The sequence below is a fragment of the Spongiibacter sp. genome, from assembly GCF_984394615.1.
This window is the reverse complement of record NZ_CFHTQA010000039.1, coordinates 1-18,435: the sequence shown is the minus strand read 5'-3', so window position 1 is coordinate 18,435 and position 18,435 is coordinate 1. Positions and strand designations below refer to the sequence as shown.

Annotated in this window: 18 protein-coding genes; 10 read left to right on the top strand and 8 right to left on the bottom strand. The window is 59.4% G+C overall.

Translation table 11 applies throughout. The features are described 5' to 3' along the window. Positions 1-26 precede the first annotated feature (26 nt). The 4 genes from AC5DB9_RS13235 to cls are packed head-to-tail and all read right to left on the bottom strand — an operon-like array spanning position 27 to position 5,046. Positions 27-2,339 (bottom strand): PqiB family protein, encoded by a 2,313-nt coding sequence (locus AC5DB9_RS13235; RefSeq protein ID WP_286846014.1) that lies wholly within the window; start codon positions 2,337-2,339, stop codon positions 27-29. Beyond that, positions 2,332-2,949 (bottom strand): paraquat-inducible protein A, encoded by a 618-nt coding sequence (locus tag AC5DB9_RS13230; protein WP_022959977.1) that lies wholly within the window; start codon positions 2,947-2,949, stop codon positions 2,332-2,334. Before AC5DB9_RS13230 ends, AC5DB9_RS13235 begins: the two co-directional genes overlap by 8 nt. Beyond that, a complete protein-coding gene (locus tag AC5DB9_RS13225; RefSeq protein WP_272990065.1) occupies positions 2,946-3,554 on the bottom strand; it encodes a paraquat-inducible protein A in 609 nt (202 codons plus the stop codon). The genes AC5DB9_RS13230 and AC5DB9_RS13225 overlap by 4 nt, the downstream gene beginning before the upstream one ends. A gap of 19 nt (positions 3,555-3,573) precedes the next feature. Then, entirely contained in the window at positions 3,574-5,046 is a 1,473-nt protein-coding gene (cls, locus tag AC5DB9_RS13220) for a cardiolipin synthase (protein WP_272990062.1), read from the bottom strand. 144 nt (positions 5,047-5,190) lie between these two features. Here cls and AC5DB9_RS13215 point away from each other — a divergent pair, with 144 nt between their 5' ends. From AC5DB9_RS13215 to AC5DB9_RS13175, 9 genes are all read left to right on the top strand, one after another. Then, the gene (locus AC5DB9_RS13215) at positions 5,191-5,649 is read left to right on the top strand and encodes a MaoC family dehydratase (protein ID WP_022959974.1); all 459 of its coding nucleotides are present in this window, start codon (positions 5,191-5,193) and stop codon (positions 5,647-5,649) included. Positions 5,650-5,774: 125 nt separating this feature from the next. Continuing rightward, positions 5,775-6,977, top strand: coding sequence for an amidohydrolase family protein (locus AC5DB9_RS13210; protein WP_272990059.1), 1,203 nt, complete (start codon positions 5,775-5,777; stop codon positions 6,975-6,977). 137 nt (positions 6,978-7,114) lie between these two features. Continuing rightward, positions 7,115-7,384 carry a hypothetical protein gene (locus AC5DB9_RS13205; RefSeq protein ID WP_272990055.1) on the top strand — a complete coding sequence of 90 codons (270 nt, stop codon included), beginning with the start codon at positions 7,115-7,117 and terminating at the stop codon, positions 7,382-7,384. A 104-nt stretch (positions 7,385-7,488) separates the two neighbouring features. Further along, positions 7,489-8,106 carry a PAQR family membrane homeostasis protein TrhA gene (gene trhA, locus AC5DB9_RS13200; RefSeq protein WP_022959971.1) on the top strand — a complete coding sequence of 206 codons (618 nt, stop codon included), beginning with the start codon at positions 7,489-7,491 and terminating at the stop codon, positions 8,104-8,106. Between the two features lie 71 nt (positions 8,107-8,177). After that, complete coding sequence (locus AC5DB9_RS13195; RefSeq protein WP_272990050.1) at positions 8,178-8,453, top strand: hypothetical protein; 276 nt, start codon at positions 8,178-8,180, stop codon at positions 8,451-8,453. Positions 8,454-8,465: 12 nt separating this feature from the next. Further along, entirely contained in the window at positions 8,466-8,858 is a 393-nt protein-coding gene (locus tag AC5DB9_RS13190) for an acyl-CoA thioesterase (RefSeq protein ID WP_272990047.1), read from the top strand. Positions 8,859-9,012: 154 nt separating this feature from the next. Then, positions 9,013-10,836, top strand: a complete 1,824-nt coding sequence (locus AC5DB9_RS13185) for a DEAD/DEAH box helicase (protein WP_286846748.1) — start codon at positions 9,013-9,015, stop codon at positions 10,834-10,836. A 53-nt stretch (positions 10,837-10,889) separates the two neighbouring features. Beyond that, positions 10,890-12,017: a chromate efflux transporter gene (gene chrA, locus AC5DB9_RS13180; RefSeq protein WP_272990041.1), complete on the top strand. Its 1,128-nt coding sequence runs from the start codon at positions 10,890-10,892 to the stop codon at positions 12,015-12,017. A 54-nt stretch (positions 12,018-12,071) separates the two neighbouring features. Beyond that, on the top strand, positions 12,072-14,303 hold the full coding sequence (locus tag AC5DB9_RS13175) for a putative bifunctional diguanylate cyclase/phosphodiesterase (protein WP_272990038.1): 2,232 nt from the start codon (positions 12,072-12,074) through the stop codon (positions 14,301-14,303). Positions 14,304-14,309: 6 nt separating this feature from the next. Here the strand turns inward: AC5DB9_RS13175 and AC5DB9_RS13170 are convergent, their stop codons facing one another. The 3 genes from AC5DB9_RS13170 to AC5DB9_RS13160 all read right to left on the bottom strand — a co-directional run bounded on the left by AC5DB9_RS13170 (position 14,310) and on the right by AC5DB9_RS13160 (position 16,645). Then, on the bottom strand, positions 14,310-15,293 hold the full coding sequence (locus AC5DB9_RS13170; RefSeq protein ID WP_272990035.1) for an LLM class flavin-dependent oxidoreductase: 984 nt from the start codon (positions 15,291-15,293) through the stop codon (positions 14,310-14,312). 5 nt (positions 15,294-15,298) lie between these two features. Further along, complete coding sequence (locus tag AC5DB9_RS13165) at positions 15,299-16,324, bottom strand: metal-dependent hydrolase (RefSeq protein ID WP_022959964.1); 1,026 nt, start codon at positions 16,322-16,324, stop codon at positions 15,299-15,301. 63 nt (positions 16,325-16,387) lie between these two features. Further along, entirely contained in the window at positions 16,388-16,645 is a 258-nt protein-coding gene (locus tag AC5DB9_RS13160; RefSeq protein WP_028968475.1) for a TIGR02647 family protein, read from the bottom strand. Positions 16,646-16,770: 125 nt separating this feature from the next. Between AC5DB9_RS13160 and AC5DB9_RS13155 the strand changes: the two genes are divergently transcribed. Continuing rightward, entirely contained in the window at positions 16,771-18,246 is a 1,476-nt protein-coding gene (locus tag AC5DB9_RS13155; RefSeq protein WP_022959962.1) for an amidase, read from the top strand. 3 nt (positions 18,247-18,249) lie between these two features. Here the strand turns inward: AC5DB9_RS13155 and AC5DB9_RS13150 are convergent. Further along, a partial coding sequence (locus tag AC5DB9_RS13150) for a hypothetical protein (RefSeq protein ID WP_491732060.1) occupies positions 18,250-18,435 on the bottom strand: 186 nt, incomplete at its 5' end.

Here is an 18,435-nt window from a genome sequence, read left to right as displayed (position 1 = left end):
CTTGGTAACGCTATGTTTATTCTGCGCTAATTACCTGTGGTTGCACCGATGGGGATTGTTGGCGACCATTCCTGCCACTCATCGCGTGCACGCTTGTGCAGGTGATAGTGCTGGCCAGATGTCGCCTGGGCGGCAAGAGGCTGTTCCTCGCTGCTGCCCGGAGGCGTGGCGAAGGCGATGCCTCCGGCAATGAGCGACTCCACCGAGCTGCTGCGCACGGCCGCGCCGCTGAACAGACCGAATTCCACGGAGACTCCGCTGGCATTCCAGAAACGGCTGTTGGCTCTGACCAGGGTCGCATAGCGCGGCTCGATATTAATGTGGATCAGCGCATTGCGGGCGTCTGTCGACAGCTCCACCCCGAATACTTCTCCTACGGGGATATCCCGGTAATAGACTTTGACCCCTTCTTTTATCGAGCCGCGTTGCTCAGCACTGAGCACCAGATTCAGGCCCTTGGCAGGCGCGGGTTGGCGCGGTGGCCGTTCGAGGCCGACAAAGCTGGTCTGGGTCTCGCCGCTCCCCGGCAGGACGCTGATGTAGGCACCGGTCAGCAGTGTTTCAATATTGCGGGTGCCGACCAGACCCAGTTCGGGTTTGATCAGCCAAAAGCGACTGCCCTGTCTCGCCAGTGCTTTGGCCGTGGGGGCGAGGCGGGCGCTGACGACCACGCCTTGCATATTGCTGTCGAGTTCAACGGCGGTGACTTCGCCCACTTTGATGCCTTCGTACTTGAGCTCCGTGCCTTTGCTCAGGTTGTTGCCACTGGCAAAGTAGATACGAATTTCGCGGCCTTTATCCGCAAAGCTGCTTTCGTAGTCATCGTGAAGGGTGTATGTCAGTCCTTCCCAGGCGGCTTGCGGCTTTTTCACCTCGGGTGTGTGGAACGCGATGCCTCCCGCCACGATGGTGGCCAGGGATTCGGCTTTCACATTTAGACCACTCAGCCCTCCGCTGACGCTGATGCCACTGGCATTCCAGAACAGCGACTCCCGGTGCAGCAGCGAGGCGTAACGCTGGTGAATAAAGATGCCAATCTCGACACCGTCGGCGACCAGCTTCACCGTTTCGACCTGCCCAACGGCAACCTTGCGGTAGTAAACCTTGCTGCCAACCGAAACCGAGTTTAATTCTTCAGCCTTGAGCACAACCCGCAGCCCGGGGGCTTCTATGCGCTGTTCCGGTGGTTCGCGCAGCGCGGTGTATTGGGAGGCCGCCTTACCCGGTTCGCCATCGACGCGCACCGATATGTAGGGGCCACCAATCAAGGTATCCAAGCCTTCAATGCCTGCGCTGGAAACCTGGGGTTTGACCAACCAGAAGTCGCTGTCGGCGTTGAGGTAACTGAAATACGGCGCATTGATGCGCAGCTCGGCTTCGGCGCCCTCTTTGGGGCCGCCACTGCGAAATCGCAGCGCTTCGATACGGCCAATACGCAGGCCCTGCAGGCGCACATCTGCGCCTTCACTCAAGCCTTCGGCATCGGGGAAGTGAACCAGAATTTTACGTCCGCCTCGGGCGCGCTCACGGTTCTCAAACAGCTTGAACTGCTCGCCATCCTCTACGGTGTTACCGCCCTTGGGGCTGTCGAAAGCGACGCCGCCGGCGAGTACGCTGGCCAGCGAGCCGGTGTCGATGTTCACGCCTTGCAGTCCGGCGTTGATGCGCACGCCGCTGGCATTCCAGAAACGGCTGCGGTCGTTGACCAGATGGGCATAGCGTGGGTCGATGCGCAGCGCGATTTCGACGCCGTCGTCGACCAACTGGTAGCCCTCGATATCGCCCACATCAATCTGCTGGTACAACACCGGCGCGCCGACGGTGAGTGATCCCAGTTGCGCGGCGCGCAGGCTGAGCTTGAGCCCCGGACTGTTGTCGGTGAATGGCGGTGCCTCCGGCAGCGCGGTGAATTCAAGGCTGGTTTGGCCGTCACCGGGTTGAAAGCTGATGTAGTTGCCGCCTACCAGTGTATCCAGCCCGGAGACGCCGGACAGGGAAATTTGCGGTTTAACCAGCCAGAACTGGGTGTTGCTCCGAATCAGCGGTTCGATCTGGGTTTCCAGCTCCAGCGTGGCACTGACGCCATCCAGTTTGTCGTTCAGGCGCAATTGTTTCACCGTGCCCACGGTAATGCCCTGATAGATCACTGGGGTTTTGCCGGCGGAAATCCCGCTGCCGTCGTCAAAGTGCACCGTGATCTGCAGGCCGGTCTCGGTAACGTTCTGATAGAGTAGCCACAGTGCGATGGCCGTCGCAACAACAGGCAGTAACCACACTGCAGAGAGGCGTTTAGGGGGCTGATAGTTAGCCTCGGGATAATGGGTATCGGTGTCAGTCATCGTGTTCGAGGTCCCAGATCAGGCGAGGGTCAAAACTGGTGGCCGCCAGCATCGTTAATACGACTACACTGGCAAAGGCCGTGGCGCCCGGTCCGGTATGAACCGTGGCGATATTTCCCAGGCTGACCACTGTGACCAGAATGGAAATCATAAACAAATCAAGCATGGACCAGCGGCCAATCAGGTGCACAAAGCGATACAGCACCGTGCACTGGGTTTTGCTCAATGGTAGACGAAACTGTACCACCATCATCAGCAAGAGCAGTGCGACGATTTTGGCAATCGGTACCAATATGCTGGCGATAAACACCACCGCGGCAATGGCGTGAAGCTCATTCTGCCAGAGGCGGACGATGCCCGACATGATGGTGTCGGGTTCGCCGTGACCGAGGTTGACGACAGTCATGATGGTCAGGGCATTGGCGGGCACCAGCAGCAGCGCCGAAGCGATGCACAGGGCCAGCGAACGCTGCAGGCTATGGTGGCGCCGGTAAAACAGGTGACTGTGACACCGGGGACAACGGGCATGTTTGGCCTCGGGAGCCAGACGGCTGAGCAGACCGCACTGGTCGCAGCGTGCCAGCCCCTGTCGACGGGCGATGCGGGTCATGCGCGCTGCTCCCAGTCGCACCAGGCGCGCTCGCTGTCGAAGCTCTGAGCGCAGATAATCAGACTGAGCATCAAGCCTGCCAGGCAATAGCTCCCGCTGAGGATTTCCACATCGCCATCGTCCATCATTTTCACGTAGGCCACCAGAATGCCGATCGCATAGACCTCCAGCATGCTCCAATGTTGCATGAAGTGGGCGAGTTTGATGCAGCTGGCAAAGTTACCGGGAATTCGGCGCCGATACTGGCAGAGACCGATGTAGCTGTTCAGCAAGAGGTGCATGAGTGGGGCGATGAGAGAGCAGAGCAACACCAGCAGTGACAGCAGCGGAAAACCCTCTTGCCAGAGTCGCAGCACGCCTTCCGCCAGGGTATTGCTGCCGGTTTGTCCTGCCAGCGTGAACTGCATAATCGGCAGGGCGGTGGCGGGAACAAATAGAATCAGGCCCGTCAGACCTGCCGCCAGGCTCAGTTGGGGAAAGCGTGAAGCCGGCTGCGCGACCACGGCATTGCATCGCGGGCAGTGCGCCCGCAGCCCCGGCTTGGGCGCCGCTTCCACCAGCAGGTCGCAGTCGGGGCAGGCGAGCATGGCAGTCTGAGTCGTCATGGGCAGGCGGTGAATGCCATTACTGCAGCGGGGCAAAAAGGTAGGCGCAGCGGCTGAGCAAGCGCCTGAGCAGTGACCACTTGGCTACCTCGGCGGGCAGCAGTTGGCGGCAGAGCTGAAAATCCTGTTGGAGCATATCGGCCAATTCCTGTGCGAAGTCCTGATCGTAGATGACAGCGCTGATCTCAAAGTTGAGGCGGAATGAACGGTTGTCCAGATTTGCCGTACCGACCGACGCAATATCATCATCCACTAACAGCACTTTTTGATGCAAGAAGCCGCGTTGGTAGTAATAGAACTGCACGCCCTGGGGCAGAGTTTCGCGAATGGCGGTGAAGGACGACAGCTTAATGCTGTGTTTGTCGGCCAGCTCGGGCAGCATAATGCGCACATCCACGCCGCGCATGGCCGCCAGTTGCAGGGCATGGATAATGGCGACATCCGGTACGAAATAGGGACTGACGATCCACAGCCGCTCCCTGGCCTGATGGATCAGCGATTCGAAAAACAGGGCGCAGCTTTCCACATTGTCGGCGGGCCCGGTGCCGACCATCAGCATTTGCATGTCGGCATCGCTGCTGACAGTCGGCGTCCAGTTCAGGGGCGGCAGCGACTCCGTTGCCCAGTACCAGTCCTCGGCAAAACTCAATTGCACGGCCTGGACCACCGGGCCGCGCATAGCCAGGCCGGTGTCCCGCCACGGCGTGAGGACGGGGTGCATATGGCGATACTCGTCGCCGATATTCATGCCGCCAATCATCGCGTAATCGCCATCGCAGACTACAATTTTCCGGTGATTGCGGAAGTTGAGTTGCAGGCGGTTGCCGGTGCCTTTGGTGCTGTTGAAGGGGACAATCTGCACGCCCACGTCCCGAAGCTTTTGTAAGTAAGGGCGGGGCAGTTTCAGGCTGCCTATTTCATCATAGATGAAATACACCGCCACGCCCTGGCGGACTTTTTCGGTGAGCAGGGCGGCCAGCTCACGGCCGATCGCGTCGTCGCGGACGATGTAGAATTCGAGCAATACATAGCGTTTGGCTGCACGGATGCGATCAAATATTTCGGCGAAGGCCTGCTCGCCGTCAACCAGCAGTGTTGCGCTGTTGCCGCGGCAGAAGGGCAAATTGCTCAGGCGGCTCAGGGCGCTCAGCCGGTGATCCTCCCGGCAGGGAAAGGTTTCCAGTTCGGCGTAATGGGGGCCGAGTTCCCGCACGAGGGCATCGATGGCGCCGGTGTCACCGCGCTTGGCAATGGCATAGCCGCGGAATTTACGCCGCCCGAAAATCCAGTAGAGGGGCACAAAGACAATCGGCAGGCCGACGAGCACGATGCTCCAGGCGACGGCGCCCTGAGCGGTACGGGTTTTGAGGATGGCCTCAAGCGCAGACAGAATGCCGAGCACCGCAAAGGTGGCCGCGATCAGCGCGGCGATACTCGGCAAGTTGCCTTGCAGCCACATCAGAATACTTGTGCCTAACTCGTCGATGCTCATGGTCGATGTTCTGTGACCCCTCCAGCGCCCAGGCTTCACCCGCATAGACGATGCCGGGTGGTGTGCGGCTGATGGTAAAGTGATTGTCATGAAAATACGACTGCGGCTTTTTGTGGGCCGCTGTCAGAATAAGGACCATTAGGAATGAGCAGAGTTTTTTCCACCCCTGCCGAGTTGTTGGATGCAGTGGGCGAACACCTGGGTGCCAGCGAATGGCTGGAAATTGACCAGGAGCGTATCAATCAATTTGCCGATGCGACAGGGGATCACCAGTGGATTCACACCGATCCCGAGCGGGCGAAAGACGGCCCCTTCGGCAAGTGTATTGCCCACGGCTACCTGACCCTATCGCTGGTCAATATGTTCCTGCCGCAAATCATCGATGTGCAGGGCATTTCCATGGGTGTGAATGTGGGCTGTGAGCGTATCCGCTTTCCGGCGCCGGTGCCCGTGGGATCACGTGTGCGTGGCGTGGGCGAGCTGCTGTCGGCAGAAGAGCTGAAAGGCGGCGTCCAGTCTGTGGTGCGCATTACCGTGGAAATTGAGGGCGGCGATCGTCCCGCCTGTGTTGTCGACACGATTAGTCGCTACTTCCCCGCCTGACTTTCCTCTCTTTGCGTGGCGCCCGGTGATTGGAAATGTCACCACGGGCGCCAGTCGCTGTCACTGCTAAAGTTTCGTCTCCGACGTAGAGTACGGTTTTTCGTTATTCGCTGGAGAAGCTGATCATGAAAGAACTCGGCTATCGGATTATTGACTGCGACAACCACTACTACGAACCTGACGATTGCTTCCGTCGTCATATTGAGTCGCGCTACCGCGACCGCACCGTATGGGTGGATCGCTCGCGCACTGATGGTTTCGGCACCATGATGTTGGGCGACGAACGCCTTAATTTCTTCAGCGTAGGTGTCGGCGATTACGTGGGCGCACCGGGTGCTCTCAAAGCCTTCTTCAAAGGTGAGAGCGACAGTGACGGTGCGGTGAACGCCAATGCTATTCGCGCCTCCGAGCGTCCGGCGTTTACCGATCGCCAGTCGCGGCTGGCGCTGATGGATGAGCAAAATATTGAAGCCAGCGTGATGATTCCGACACTGGGCTGCGGGGTGGAGTATCAGCTGCGACAGCCCAAGCACCGGGACATTGCCTACCCCAGCATTCGTGCTTTTAACCGCTGGGTAGCCGAGGATTGGGGTTGGGGGCAGGATGGCCGGGTGTTCTCGTCGGCGATGATCAGTCTCTGCGACCTGCCTGAAGCCCTCAAGGAGCTGGAGCGACTTATTGCTGAAGGTTGCCGCCTGATCCACCTGAACACGGGGCCGGTAGAGGGACGCTCGCCGGCTGATCCCCATTTCGACCCGTTCTGGGCGCGAGTGCAGGAAGCAGGGGTGGTGATTGTTCACCATATCGGCAGCGGGCCGTTTAACGAGATGTACGCCACTCCCTGGGGCGAGCCAGCGAATCCGCCGTCGCACCGCTATACCGCGTTCAACACCTTTGTCGGCATGGGGGAGCGAACCATTGTCGATCACCTTGCGGCGGTGCTGTTCCACAACCTCACCGGTCGTTTCCCGGGCCTGCGTTTCCTGATTGTTGAGTTCGGTGCGTCATGGCTGCCCCACACCTTGAAAACGCTGGATAAAATCTACCGTCTGGGTGACCACAAGAGCCGCTGGCCCTTTGGAAAACCGGCAATGCCCAGCGAGCAGTTCCGCGAGCACTTCAAGATCGTTCCTTTCTACGAGGACAGCTTTGCCGACGTGGTCAAAGCCGCAGGGCTGGACGCCGTCGTGAACGGTTCCGATTTTCCGCACCCCGAGGGCCTGGAGTGGCCGGAGGAAATGGTCGACGAGCTGTCGGGTTTTTCCGCTGGAGAGGTTCGTAAAATCATGCGCGACAACGCGGCGAAGCTGCTGGGACTCGGCCATTAGTCCAGGCGCTTCGTTTATAAAAACGGCGATGTTTACAATGATTTATTCTATTGCCGGGCCCTGAAGCGGGGTATTTGCATGGTATAAGTTCGTATTGAACGGTTACCTTCTTTGCAATACTGCCTCGGAGCCCGTCAATGGACTTGACCCACGGTGACATTCTGGACGAAGACCAAGCGCTTCTCAGCGATGTGCCGATGTATATCAACGCTGACAAGCACTACGCACCCTGGAGTGGCTGCTTACACCTGCAGCGCGATAAAGGCCACAAGCTAGACCGGCGAGACTATCGTATTCGCTTACGCGACGGACGCCTCGGTGCAATACGGATTCGCAAAATCATCAGCACTAACGGCGCCCATCACGTCGAAGTCCTCTTCGAGGGCCTGGGACGCTTGTCCGACTAGCCGACCCTGAGCCTAATGTCCTCCGGCACACTTGCATTGTCATGTCCCTCTCCCTTTAATCGCTAGCTGAGTGAATATCTCACGATTAGGGAGAGCAGCGATTTATGTACCACGGAGAGCGTTTTAACGGCTTTAGTCACCTGGCTGGGGTGGTTGCTGCCCTATTGGGCACGGGGCTGTTACTGTGGTCCGCGATTCCCCAGGGCGCCAATTTAAAACTGCTGAGCTTTGCTGTGTATGGCTTCAGTCTGTTTGCGCTCTACCTGTTTTCCACGCTCTATCACAGCAGTCGCGGGCCGTGGAAGGCGCGCTTTCGCCAGCTTGATCACCTCGCCATCTACCTGCTGATTGCCGGTACCTATACCCCTTTTTTGCTGGTGACGCTCCGCGATGGTGACGGCCTGTGGATGTCGGCTCTGATCTGGGGGCTGGCGGTATTTGGCATGGTGCTGGAAGTCATTCCCAAGGGGCGTCGCCGCCTCTGGTCCATTGTGGTGTATCTGCTGATGGGGTGGTTGTCGCTGCTGGTTATCCGCCCGCTGTCGGCGGCCCTGCCAACGCCGGCGATCAGTCTGCTTGTCGCGGGCGGGGTGGCGTATTCAGCCGGTATTGTGTTCTATGTTTTCGATAAAAAAGTGACACACTTCCACGGCATTTGGCATTTGTTCGTGCTGGCGGGCAGCGTCTGTCATTTCCTGAGTATCTATCTCTACGTGGCCTGAGCCGCTGTTCACTTTCGCGTATACTGCCCTGCGGCCGGATGTGGGCATCCGCTGCCGCGTAGGGAGAGAATATGAAGCTGTCTGTCGTCATTGCAAAACTGTTGGGTGTGCTGGGGCTGGGCTTGGCCGCGCTGGCCACTGTGCGGCCGTTCGTGATCGGAGAGCTGGTGTATTCCTGGTCGGCATCGGGACTGCTGCTGGGGCTGCAGCTACTGTTGTCAGTACTGCTGCTTTACGTGGCGGACCAGCGTCAGCGCGGCAGTGATATTGCTGAGAAGGCTTATCCCGCAGTGATCATGGCGTTGCTGTTGTGGGTGTGTATGGTGTTGTACTGGCTGCGAGCCTGAGAGAGGTAGAAGATGCTGCGCTGCGAACTGATGCCGCGTTTTTATGAGACTGATGGCCTTGGGCACATCAATAATACGGTGATCCCCAAATGGTTTGAGACGGCGCGCACGCCCATTTTCGCCATTTTTAATCCCAGTCTACGCCTGGATAGCTGGAACCTGATTCTGCGCAAAATCGACGTGGAATTTCTGGCGCAGACCTACCTTGAGTATCCCGTGGAAGTCCGTAGCTGGATCAGTCATGTCGGCAGCAGCTCGTTTGTGGTCAGTCACGAACTCTGGCAGCGCGATACTCTGACCGCGACCGGCAGCGCCGTGATGGTGTATTTCGACTATCAGGCACAGGAAAAACAGCTGATTCCCGATCATTGTCGCGAAGCACTGGCGGCGATTACTGAAGAATAAGCGACGGCTGCGTATAAATACCGTTATCCCCGCGCTCGGAGCGCGGGTATTTCGGGCAAAAGCCGCGTATACTCTGCGTCCCGCCGGGACTGTGTTCGCTTGACGCCGCATTCGCCCCGCGTCACACCAGCACATTCAATTCAGGCCCACATCTATGAGTAACTCCGACGCCGCTTCGGCGCAGCCCCTTTTTAGCGAACTTGGCCTTGCGCCTGCTGTTCAGTCAGCAGTCGAAGAGCTTGGTTATGAGCGCCCCTCAGCCATTCAGGCGGCGACGATTCCGCTGATTCTGGAAGGGCGGGACGTGCTGGGGCAGGCCCAGACCGGCACCGGTAAAACGGCGGCGTTCTCCCTGCCGCTGCTGTCGATGCTCGATGCGGGCTCGCGTCAGACTCAGGCGCTGATTCTGGCGCCCACCCGTGAGCTGGCAATTCAGGTAGCTGAGGCCATCCAGAATTACGCCCGTCATCTGCGGGGTCTGAAAGTACTGCCGATATACGGCGGTCAGGGATACCGGGAACAGCTCGATGCGCTCAAGCGCGGCGCGCAGGTGGTGGTGGGCACGCCGGGGCGTGTCATGGACCATATTCGTCGTGGCACCCTTAAACTGGACGGCCTGACCCATCTGGTGCTGGATGAAGCCGACGAAATGCTGCGCATGGGCTTTATCGACGACGTCGAATGGATCATGTCCCAGACGCCGGAAGGGCGCCAGATCGCCCTGTTTTCCGCGACCATGCCCGCCGCCGTGCGACGTATTGCCAACACCTATCTGCAAGATCCAGAGCACATCACCATTAAAACGGCGACCACCACCGCGGTGGCGATTCGTCAGCGTTACTGGCTGGTGAGAGGGGCGAGCAAGCAGGAAGCGTTGAGCCGGGTGCTGGAAGCCGAAGATTTCGACGGCATGATTATCTTTGTGCGCACCAAGCTGGCGACGACCGAGCTTGCCGAAAAACTGCAGGCCCTCGGCTATGCGGCGGCAGAGCTGCACGGTGATATTGCGCAGGCCCAGCGTGAGCGCACGGTCGACATGCTCAAGCGCGGTCGCCTGGATATTCTGGTTGCCACTGATGTGGTTGCCCGCGGGCTGGATGTGGACCGCATCAGTCACGTGATTAACTACGATATTCCCTACGATACCGAAGCCTACGTTCACCGCATTGGCCGCACTGGCCGGGCGGGTCGCAGTGGCGATGCAATTCTGTTTGTCGCGCCTCGAGAACGGCGTATGCTGCAATCCATCGAGCGCGCCACGCGTCAGCGTATTGAAGAAATGACGCTGCCCGGCGCCGAGGAAATCAACGCGCTGCGTATCAGCCGTTTCAACAAGCGACTTCAGCAGGGACTGGAAGATAGCCGTGACCGGGATCTCTATCGCGAGTTGCTGGCCGACTTTTGCGAAGAGCAGGGTGTCGACATGCTGGATATTGCGGCGACATTGGCCCGTATGGCCCAAGGGGGCAAAGACCTGCTGATCAAAGACCTGCCGCGTGTCAGCAAAAAGCGCAGCGAGGCGCCTGGCGAGAAGGCCGAGAAAGCGGAGCGCAAACCCCGCCGCAAAGCGGGTGATGAAGTGGGCATGGAGCGCTTCCGCATCGAAGTGGGACGTCAGCACAAAGTCGGGGTCGGTAATATCGTCGGGGCCATTGCGAATGAAGCAGGTATCGACAGTGATTACATCGGCCGCATTCAACTGTTTGATGACTTCAGTACCGTCGACCTCCCCGCAGGCATGCCCGACGACGTGCTGGAGCTGCTGCAGTCGCCCCGCGTTGCCGGTCAGCCGCTGAAAATGTCCCGCTTTGACGGCGACATGCCTTTCAGCGCGGGCCCAAAAAAGGGTCGTAAAAAGCCGGTGCCGGCAGGCAAGGGGCCAGTGAAAAAGAAGGCGACTAAGGCCGTGGCTAAAAGCAAAACCGACAAGATGCGCACGCCTCGGAAACGGGCGATCGGCAGTACCAAGGGCATCTAAAGCGCGGGGTTCTGTCGTACACTGCCGCTGACAATCAGCGTGGGAGAGCCGATGTGGCGGCGGTGTTTTTACGTTTTCTCTATCTGGGGTGTATTGCCTTTGGCGGGCCTGCCGCCCATATCGCGTATTTCCGCAAGGTTTTTGTTGAGCAGCTGGGCTGGGTGAGCGAACAGCAGTTTGCCGCCCAGTTAGCGCTTTGCCAGTTTCTTCCCGGTCCCGCATCCAGCCAGCTCGGCTTTGCCATTGCTTACTCACGGGGCGGGCTGCCCTCAGCGGTAGCGGCCTTTCTCGGATTTACCCTGCCGTCGTTTCTGCTGATGCTAGCTGTGGCGCTGTGGGCGCAGAATATGCCCGGCAGTGGCTGGGTCACTGGCGCCATCGAGGGAATGAAACTACTGGCCGCCGTGGTTGTGCTCGACGCCGTGATGAATATGGGGCGACAGTTCTGTCGCTCGCGCCGTCAGCAGGGGATTGCGCTGTTCAGTCTGATTTTGCTGTCGCTGTGGATGGCGCCGTTGCTGCAGTTGAGTCTCATGGCCTTGGCAGCTCTGGCTGGCTATGCGGGCGGTAACGGCACGGTCCAGCTATCTCGGCAGGCGTTGTCAGCCGGACGACGGTTCCTGATGATCTTCGCCGTGTTATTGATTCTTGCTTTCAGTGTGACGACATCCGTCTATGCTCAGTTCTATGTTGTGGGCAGCATGGTCTTCGGGGGCGGTCATGTGGTGCTGCCGTTGCTGGAGTCGTTTTTAGGACCGTTGATTGACAGCGAATCGTTTCTGCTGGGCTACGCGGCCGCGCAGGCGGTACCGGGGCCGATGTTTTCGCTGGCGACGTATCTGGGGGCGGTGGCTGTTCCCTCAACGCCGGTGTTGGGGGCACTGTTGAGCACCGCCGCGGTATTCCTGCCGGGTTTTCTGCTCTATCTCGGGCTGAGTGGCACGTGGCAGCAGCTCGCGCAACAATCCCGCGTGATGGCGGCCATCGCGGCTGTCAACGCGGTCGCTGTGGGCATGTTGGCCGCGGCCTGGATTGATCCGGTACTGAGTCATGCCCCCCAGCGTTTTGATGCCCTGCTCGTTGGCGTGTTGCTGTTTGTGCTATTGCGCAGTGGCCGCTTGCCAATCATTATCCTAATCGCCGGTGCGCTTGTGTTTGGTGCCTGGCGGCTTTCGGTTTAGGTGGAATGGGATGCATTGCCCCGGAGACAGGCTGGTAGAAATGCGGAGAGCGTTATGAACCGCGTATATGGCATGCGCCGCCAGGTGTACCCGTATTTCGCGGTTATGGCCGTGGTGGCGGTGTTGTTGCTGGTGCTGTTTCTGGCCGTCAGTTGGATGCAGGATCGTTCCGATCGGCGCGCGAAGCTGCGCCTTGCCGCAGACCAGCTCAGTGAGGCGGTTGCAGAGCGCGAACAGTCTCTGCGGGAACTGCTGGCGGCCGCAACATTTTCCGGCCGCTATGTTGATGCTGTCGGCGCCTTGTCTTCGCATAACGACTTGCCCGCGATGGTGGCGATGTTGCCGGAGAACCCTTCCCGGCAGTGGCGCTCTGCAGAGTGGCTGACCTTGGCGCCCGATGCCGGCAGCACATCGCGCAGCTTTCGTTATCAAATACACCAGGGCGACATTTACGGGGTGCTGGAGCAGCGTCGCTCTGGCTTGGCCGCGCTGCTGGCTTTTCCCCTTGCCGAGTCTCTGCGGCCGATTCTGCGTCAGGGCTCCCTGTGGGGGCGCCTGGAGATCGATCGTCAGCACTTTCAGTTGATCGATGCGGGCGGCGTTGGCCCGCTGCGGCGTTGGCTGTCTGATTCCCAGTCATTGACGCTGCAGGCAGCCGATGGCCCTGATATCCGTCTGGTGCTTTACGCATCCCCGAAACTTCCCATTCGGGTGCTGGCGGCGATCCTGGCGGGTTTAATCCTGTTGCTGTTGATCGCTGCGCTGTTAGCTCGTTTGCTCAGTGAGCAGCTTTCCCGCCCGCTACGGCAGTTGTCATCCCAGTTGCAGCGATACGCGGATGGCGAACAGATGGCGCCCCTGACGGTGGACAGTCGCGTGGTGGACATTCTCAGTCTGCAATATGCGCTGGACGCGGTGTTCGGAGTATTGCGGCGGCGTGAGAAAAATTTGCGCTACCGGGCAACCCATGACCTGTTGACCGGCATGAAAAACCAGAATGAGCTGCTGCGTATTGTCGGTCAGCGCATCAGTGACGCCCGTGCTCACAACCGGATTTTTCACCTTATTGGCATCAATATTCTGAATTTCAGAGAAATCAACGATATGTTCGGTCCGGACATCGCCGATAGCTGTCTGGTCAATATCGGCGCCTTTCTGGAGCAGGAGCATCTGGTTGCGGCGCGCTTTTATCGCGGCGGTATTGTGGTGGTAAAAGATGGCCCGCCGGACGAGGTTGCGGCGGTGGTGCTGGCGATGCAACTCACTCGCCATCACGGTATCAAGAATGTCGATATCGAACTGAATGTCTGTACCGCTATTGTCGGTTTTCCTGATGATGCCAGCGATGCCCCGGTACTGCTGCGGCGCCTGGAGATTGCGCTGGACGGTGCGCGCCGTGCTCCCTATCGCTTTCAGCGCTACAAACACGGCCAGGAAGAGAACTACGTCAAACGCCTGAATATGGTTGAAGAGCTGCGTCAGGCCATGCTCGACTGGCACTCCGGTTTGCAGGTGTTCTATCAGCCCAAGCTGAATCTGCGCGCGGGGCAGGTCGACCGCATGGAAGCGCTGGTACGCTGGAATCATCCCAAGTACGGCAATATCCTGCCCAGCGAATTTATCCCTTTGGCGGAGCAGGCAGGCTTGATCAGCAGTCTCAGTAGCTGGGTGATTACGCGGGTTTGCGAACAGATTGCCGGCTGGCGGGAGCGGGGCCTGGATATTCAGGTTGCTGTCAATCTGTCGGTGCAGGACATGTCCCACCCCGAGCTGGTCGATGTGATTGAAAAACACCGTCGTAAGTACGAGTTGCCCGCGAAATGTCTCGCGTTCGAAATCACCGAGAGCGAGTTGATGGAAAATCCGCAGGAGGCGATTCGGCTGCTGAAGACGTTCAGAGAACAGGGCTATTGTCTTGCCATCGATGACTTTGGCACAGGCTATTCCTCACTGGCTCAGGTGAAGCATATGCCGGTGAATGAGATCAAAATTGACCAGGAATTTGTGCGACACCTGCCCAGTGATGGTGATGATCAGAAGATTGTGCGGACCACGTTGGCGCTGGCGCATAACTTTGGACTGGAGGCGGTCGCAGAGGGTGTCGAGGACCTGGATACCCTTGAGTTACTGGTGCGCTGGGGCTGCGGTTGGGCGCAGGGCTACTACATTTCGCCGGCGATGCCGGGGGTGGAGGTCGTCGACTGGGTGGATGAATTCCACGCCCGCCACGGCCAGCAAACCGATGCCCTGAGCCGTCTTTTCGCTTCCGAGGTGCCGACGCTCTAAGTCGGCTTACAGCAGAACGCTGGCTGCAATCTCCAGGCTCCGTCGGCGGGCCTGATGGTCGTGAATCTGACAGGCAATCATCACCTCATCCACACCGCTTTCTTCCACAAAGGCCTGGGTTTGTGCCGCCACGGTTTCCGGTGCGCCAATGGCTGAGCAACGCATTATCCCCTGCAGGAGCTGTTGCTCGGGTGGGCTGAGCGATTCGAGATAGTTGGCGATCGGCGGTGCCAGCGTACCGGGCATCCCACGGCGAAGACGAATAAACCCCTGTTGCATAGAGCTGGCGAGCAAGTGTGCTTCCTCATCCGTATCGGCCGCGTAGATGTTGAATCCCGCCATGGTGTACGGCGCTTCAAGCTGGGGCGAAGGGATAAACTGCTGGCGATAAATGCGCAGAGCATCGAGCAGTTGTGCGGGCGCAAAGTGCGAGGCAAACGCGAAGGGCAGACCGAGCTTGGCGGCGAGCTGGGCGCCAAAGAGGCTGGAGCCAAGAATCCATACTGGCACCTGCTCCCCGGCGCCGGGAATAGCACGCACCGGCGCACGCAGCTCGCTGTCATGGAAATAGCCGAGCAACTCCTGCACATCCTGGGGAAACTGTTCCGCGCTGCTGTGCAGATTGCGCCGTAAGGCATGGGCGGTGTGCCCGTCGGTACCGGGCGCGCGCCCCAGGCCGAGTTCGATACGGCCTGGGTACAGTGCTGCCAGCGTGCCGAACTGCTCGGCGACAATCAGCGGGGCGTGGTTGGGCAGCATAATGCCACCTGCGCCCAACCGCAGGCTGCGGGTAGCGGCGGCAATCTGACCGAGCAGCACCGCAGTGGCCGCTGAGGCCACGCCGGGCATATTGTGGTGTTCCGCGACCCAGTAACGGTGATAGCCCAGTTGTTCGGCCCACTGGGCCAGGTCGATACTGTTGCGCAGTGCTTGCCCGACGGTGCTGCCCTCGGGAACGGGGGCGAGGTCTAGAATGGAAAATGTGCTCATGGAGTTCAGCCTTGGTCTTTCGCTGTTGTCAGGTCGCGACCGAGTAGCATTTGCCAGAAACGTTGGGTTTTACCCTGACGGTCCCGGTGGACCTGATAATCGACACCGAGATCGGGTGCCGAGGGGTTCAGCTTGATACTCCACAGGGCGTCCAGTTCATTGGGGAGTAGCGAGTAACGGACGTCGATAATGCGCAAGGGATCATCCGGTGATAGCGCGGTGTAGTGTTGTGAGAACCAGTCAAAGCGGCCGACGTCGAGACCCTGCTGGGATGTTGGGTCAAGCCAGGGCAGGTCGCGTTCAGGCTCTAACACGGCAATCGAATTGCCGGGGTAATATTTTACGGTCTGCCCGACTCTCACCGCATCGACGTAAAACCGTCCGTCGTGGCGATACACGGTCTTCCAGAGCAGCAGGTTGGCAAATGAAGGTTTGGCGCTGACTTGCTCAACCTTGTGTCCACGCGTCGAGGCCAATTCCAGTCCCGCTGCTTCGGCGCGTTCGCGCTGCAACAGTCCGATACCGGGATAGGCCAGTACCCAAAAAAGTGCCAGCCGCGCCGCCCAGGGACGCTGCCCTTTACGCGCAAGCCAAACGCCCAGACCAATGGGTAAGGTGTAGGCTGGGTCGATAATCGACAGTACATTCCAAGCGATGCGCTCATTGCTGAATGGCCACAGCAGTTGGGTACCATAGGTCGTGCAGGCATCCAGCAGCGCATGGGTCGCATAGCCCGCCCCACAGAACAGCACCGTGCGCCAGAATGGCAATGTCCAGTAGCGCCGCAGCGCCGCACTGAGTACGGTGGCGCAGAGCAGGGCACCGATGGGAATGAAGATCAGCGAATGGGTAAACTGGCGGTGGTACTCGAGGAATAGCAGAGCATCGCTTTGCGAGCGGATCAGTACATCAAGGTCTGCCGCCATCCCGGACAGAAAGCCCAATACCGCCGCCGCGCCTGCGCAGCGTTGCTGACGGTTGATATTTTGGGCGGCAGTCGCGCCGAGCAGACCTTGGGTAAGCGGATCCATAATGCGGCTCTGTCATTCGGGCCGCCTAGTCTAGGGGATCACTCAGCGCTTGCCTACTGTGGTTTAGTGCAGTGCCCGCGGGCCGGAGGGTGTGGTAAGGACGGTGGTCAGGCTGTCGAGGTGGCGAAGTAATTCGATCCCGGCATCGGTCAGGTAACCGCCATCCAGCTGTGTGATCAGCCCTTTATTGAACAGGCGCTCGGTGGCGGCAATCAGGTCCGGATCGGCATCGTGGTGCACCTTGATGCCCTCCAGGCAGGAGCCCGGATTAAACTGGGAAAGTACCCGGATTTCTTGCAGGATATTGTCCGTTATTCTCATGGTGACAGGCTCCGATTCGGAAAACACTCGCAGGCTTATTGCAATGTAGACAGCAATGGCGGGGTTTGCCACGCAAGCCTGTTGTTTAAGCTGTTCTATCGATCACAAAACAATAAGGAAGTTCGATGTTTCGCGAGTACTCCCGCTACGATGCCACTGGCTTGGCCGCGCTTCACCGCGCAGGTGATGTCAGCGCTGAAGAACTGCTGGCGGCGGCTGCCGCCCGAATGACCGAGGTGAACCCCCGCATTAACGCGGTGGTACACAGTTTTGTGGAACGGGCGGCAAAGCAAGCGCGTGCCGGGCTGCCCGATGGACCGTTCCAGGGTGTGCCCTTCGTCTTGAAGGACTTGATGGCCATGTTCGCCGACGAGCCTATCTGCATGGGCAGCCGCGCGGTGAATCTCCGCCCGAATTACGACAGCGAGATCGTCAAGCGCTACAAGGCTGCCGGGCTGAATATTTTTGCCAAGACCAATACCCCCGAATTTGGCCTGATCATTACCACGGAACCGAAACGTTTCGGCCCGGCTCACAACCCCCACCGCGCCGGATACAGCACTGGTGGCTCGTCCGGTGGCAGCGCGGCAGCGGTTGCCTCGGGCATCGTGCCGGTGGCTCACGGCGGTGATGGCGGTGGCTCTATTCGTTTTCCTGCCAGTTGGTGTGGTGTGTTCGGCTTGAAGCCCTCACGGGGGCGCAACCCCATGGGGCCAGATCTGGGCGAGGATTGGCAGGGGGCGGTGGCGGAGCACGTTCTCAGCCGCAGCGTGCGAGACAGTGCCGCCATGCTGGACTGCAGCAGTGGCGCCGAACTGGGCGCCCCCTACGATATCCGTCAGCCGGGTGGGCGTTTTGTCGATGCCGCTGCCCGCGACCCGAAACCGCTTCGCATTGCGCTGAGCCGCAAACCGCTGGTGCCGACCGACGTTGATCCCGAGGTACTGGCGGGTTTGGATAAAACGGCGGAGAGGCTCGCGGCACTCGGGCATCATATTGATGAAGTGGAGCCCGCCATCGACAGCGATCAACTTTGGCGGGATTTTATTGTGGTGGTGAGTGCAGAGGTCGCCGGCCTGCTTCGACGTTTGCAGCGGGACTACGGCTGCGACATTCATCAGGTGGAGCCCGCGACTAAAAACCTCGCCATGCTCGGGCGTTCATTCAGTGCCGCCGATCTGGTTGCCGCGAGGTATGGCTGGCATCAGATACAGCGCGCTGCTGGCGACATGTTCCGTGAGCACGACATGGTGCTGTGTCCGACAACACCCACCGCGGCCGTTCCCCACGGGAGTTTACCGCCCAGCCGCTGGGAGGAGCTGCAAATGCTTGCCAGCCACCGGCTCAATATTGGACGTTTGCTGATGCGCACGCCGCTGGTGGCGCAGATGGCCCTGCCGGTACTGGGCAAAATGGCCTACACACTGCTGGGTAATATCGCAGGCTTGCCCTGCATGTCGGTGCCACTGTGCAAAACAGCAGATGGCATGCCCTTCGGCATGCAGTTTATTGCGGGTATGTGCCAGGAAGAGCGCCTGTTCTGTCTGGCTGGACAGTTGGAGCGCGAACTCGGCTTCACGGACTTGCCCCTGAACACCTGACGATTAATCCGGGTGATCGTCGGGTTCTGGTGGTTGGGCCGGAGCGGCTTTGTCACTGGGCGCCGGAATATCCGGCTCAGTCTCTGTCTGGGGCTCCGTTGCAGGCTCCATCGGCTCCGCCGAAACCAAGCACCGGCCAGTGCTGCGCGCGTTGCTGCCAGCGATTGGTTCGAGATGTCGATGCCAATG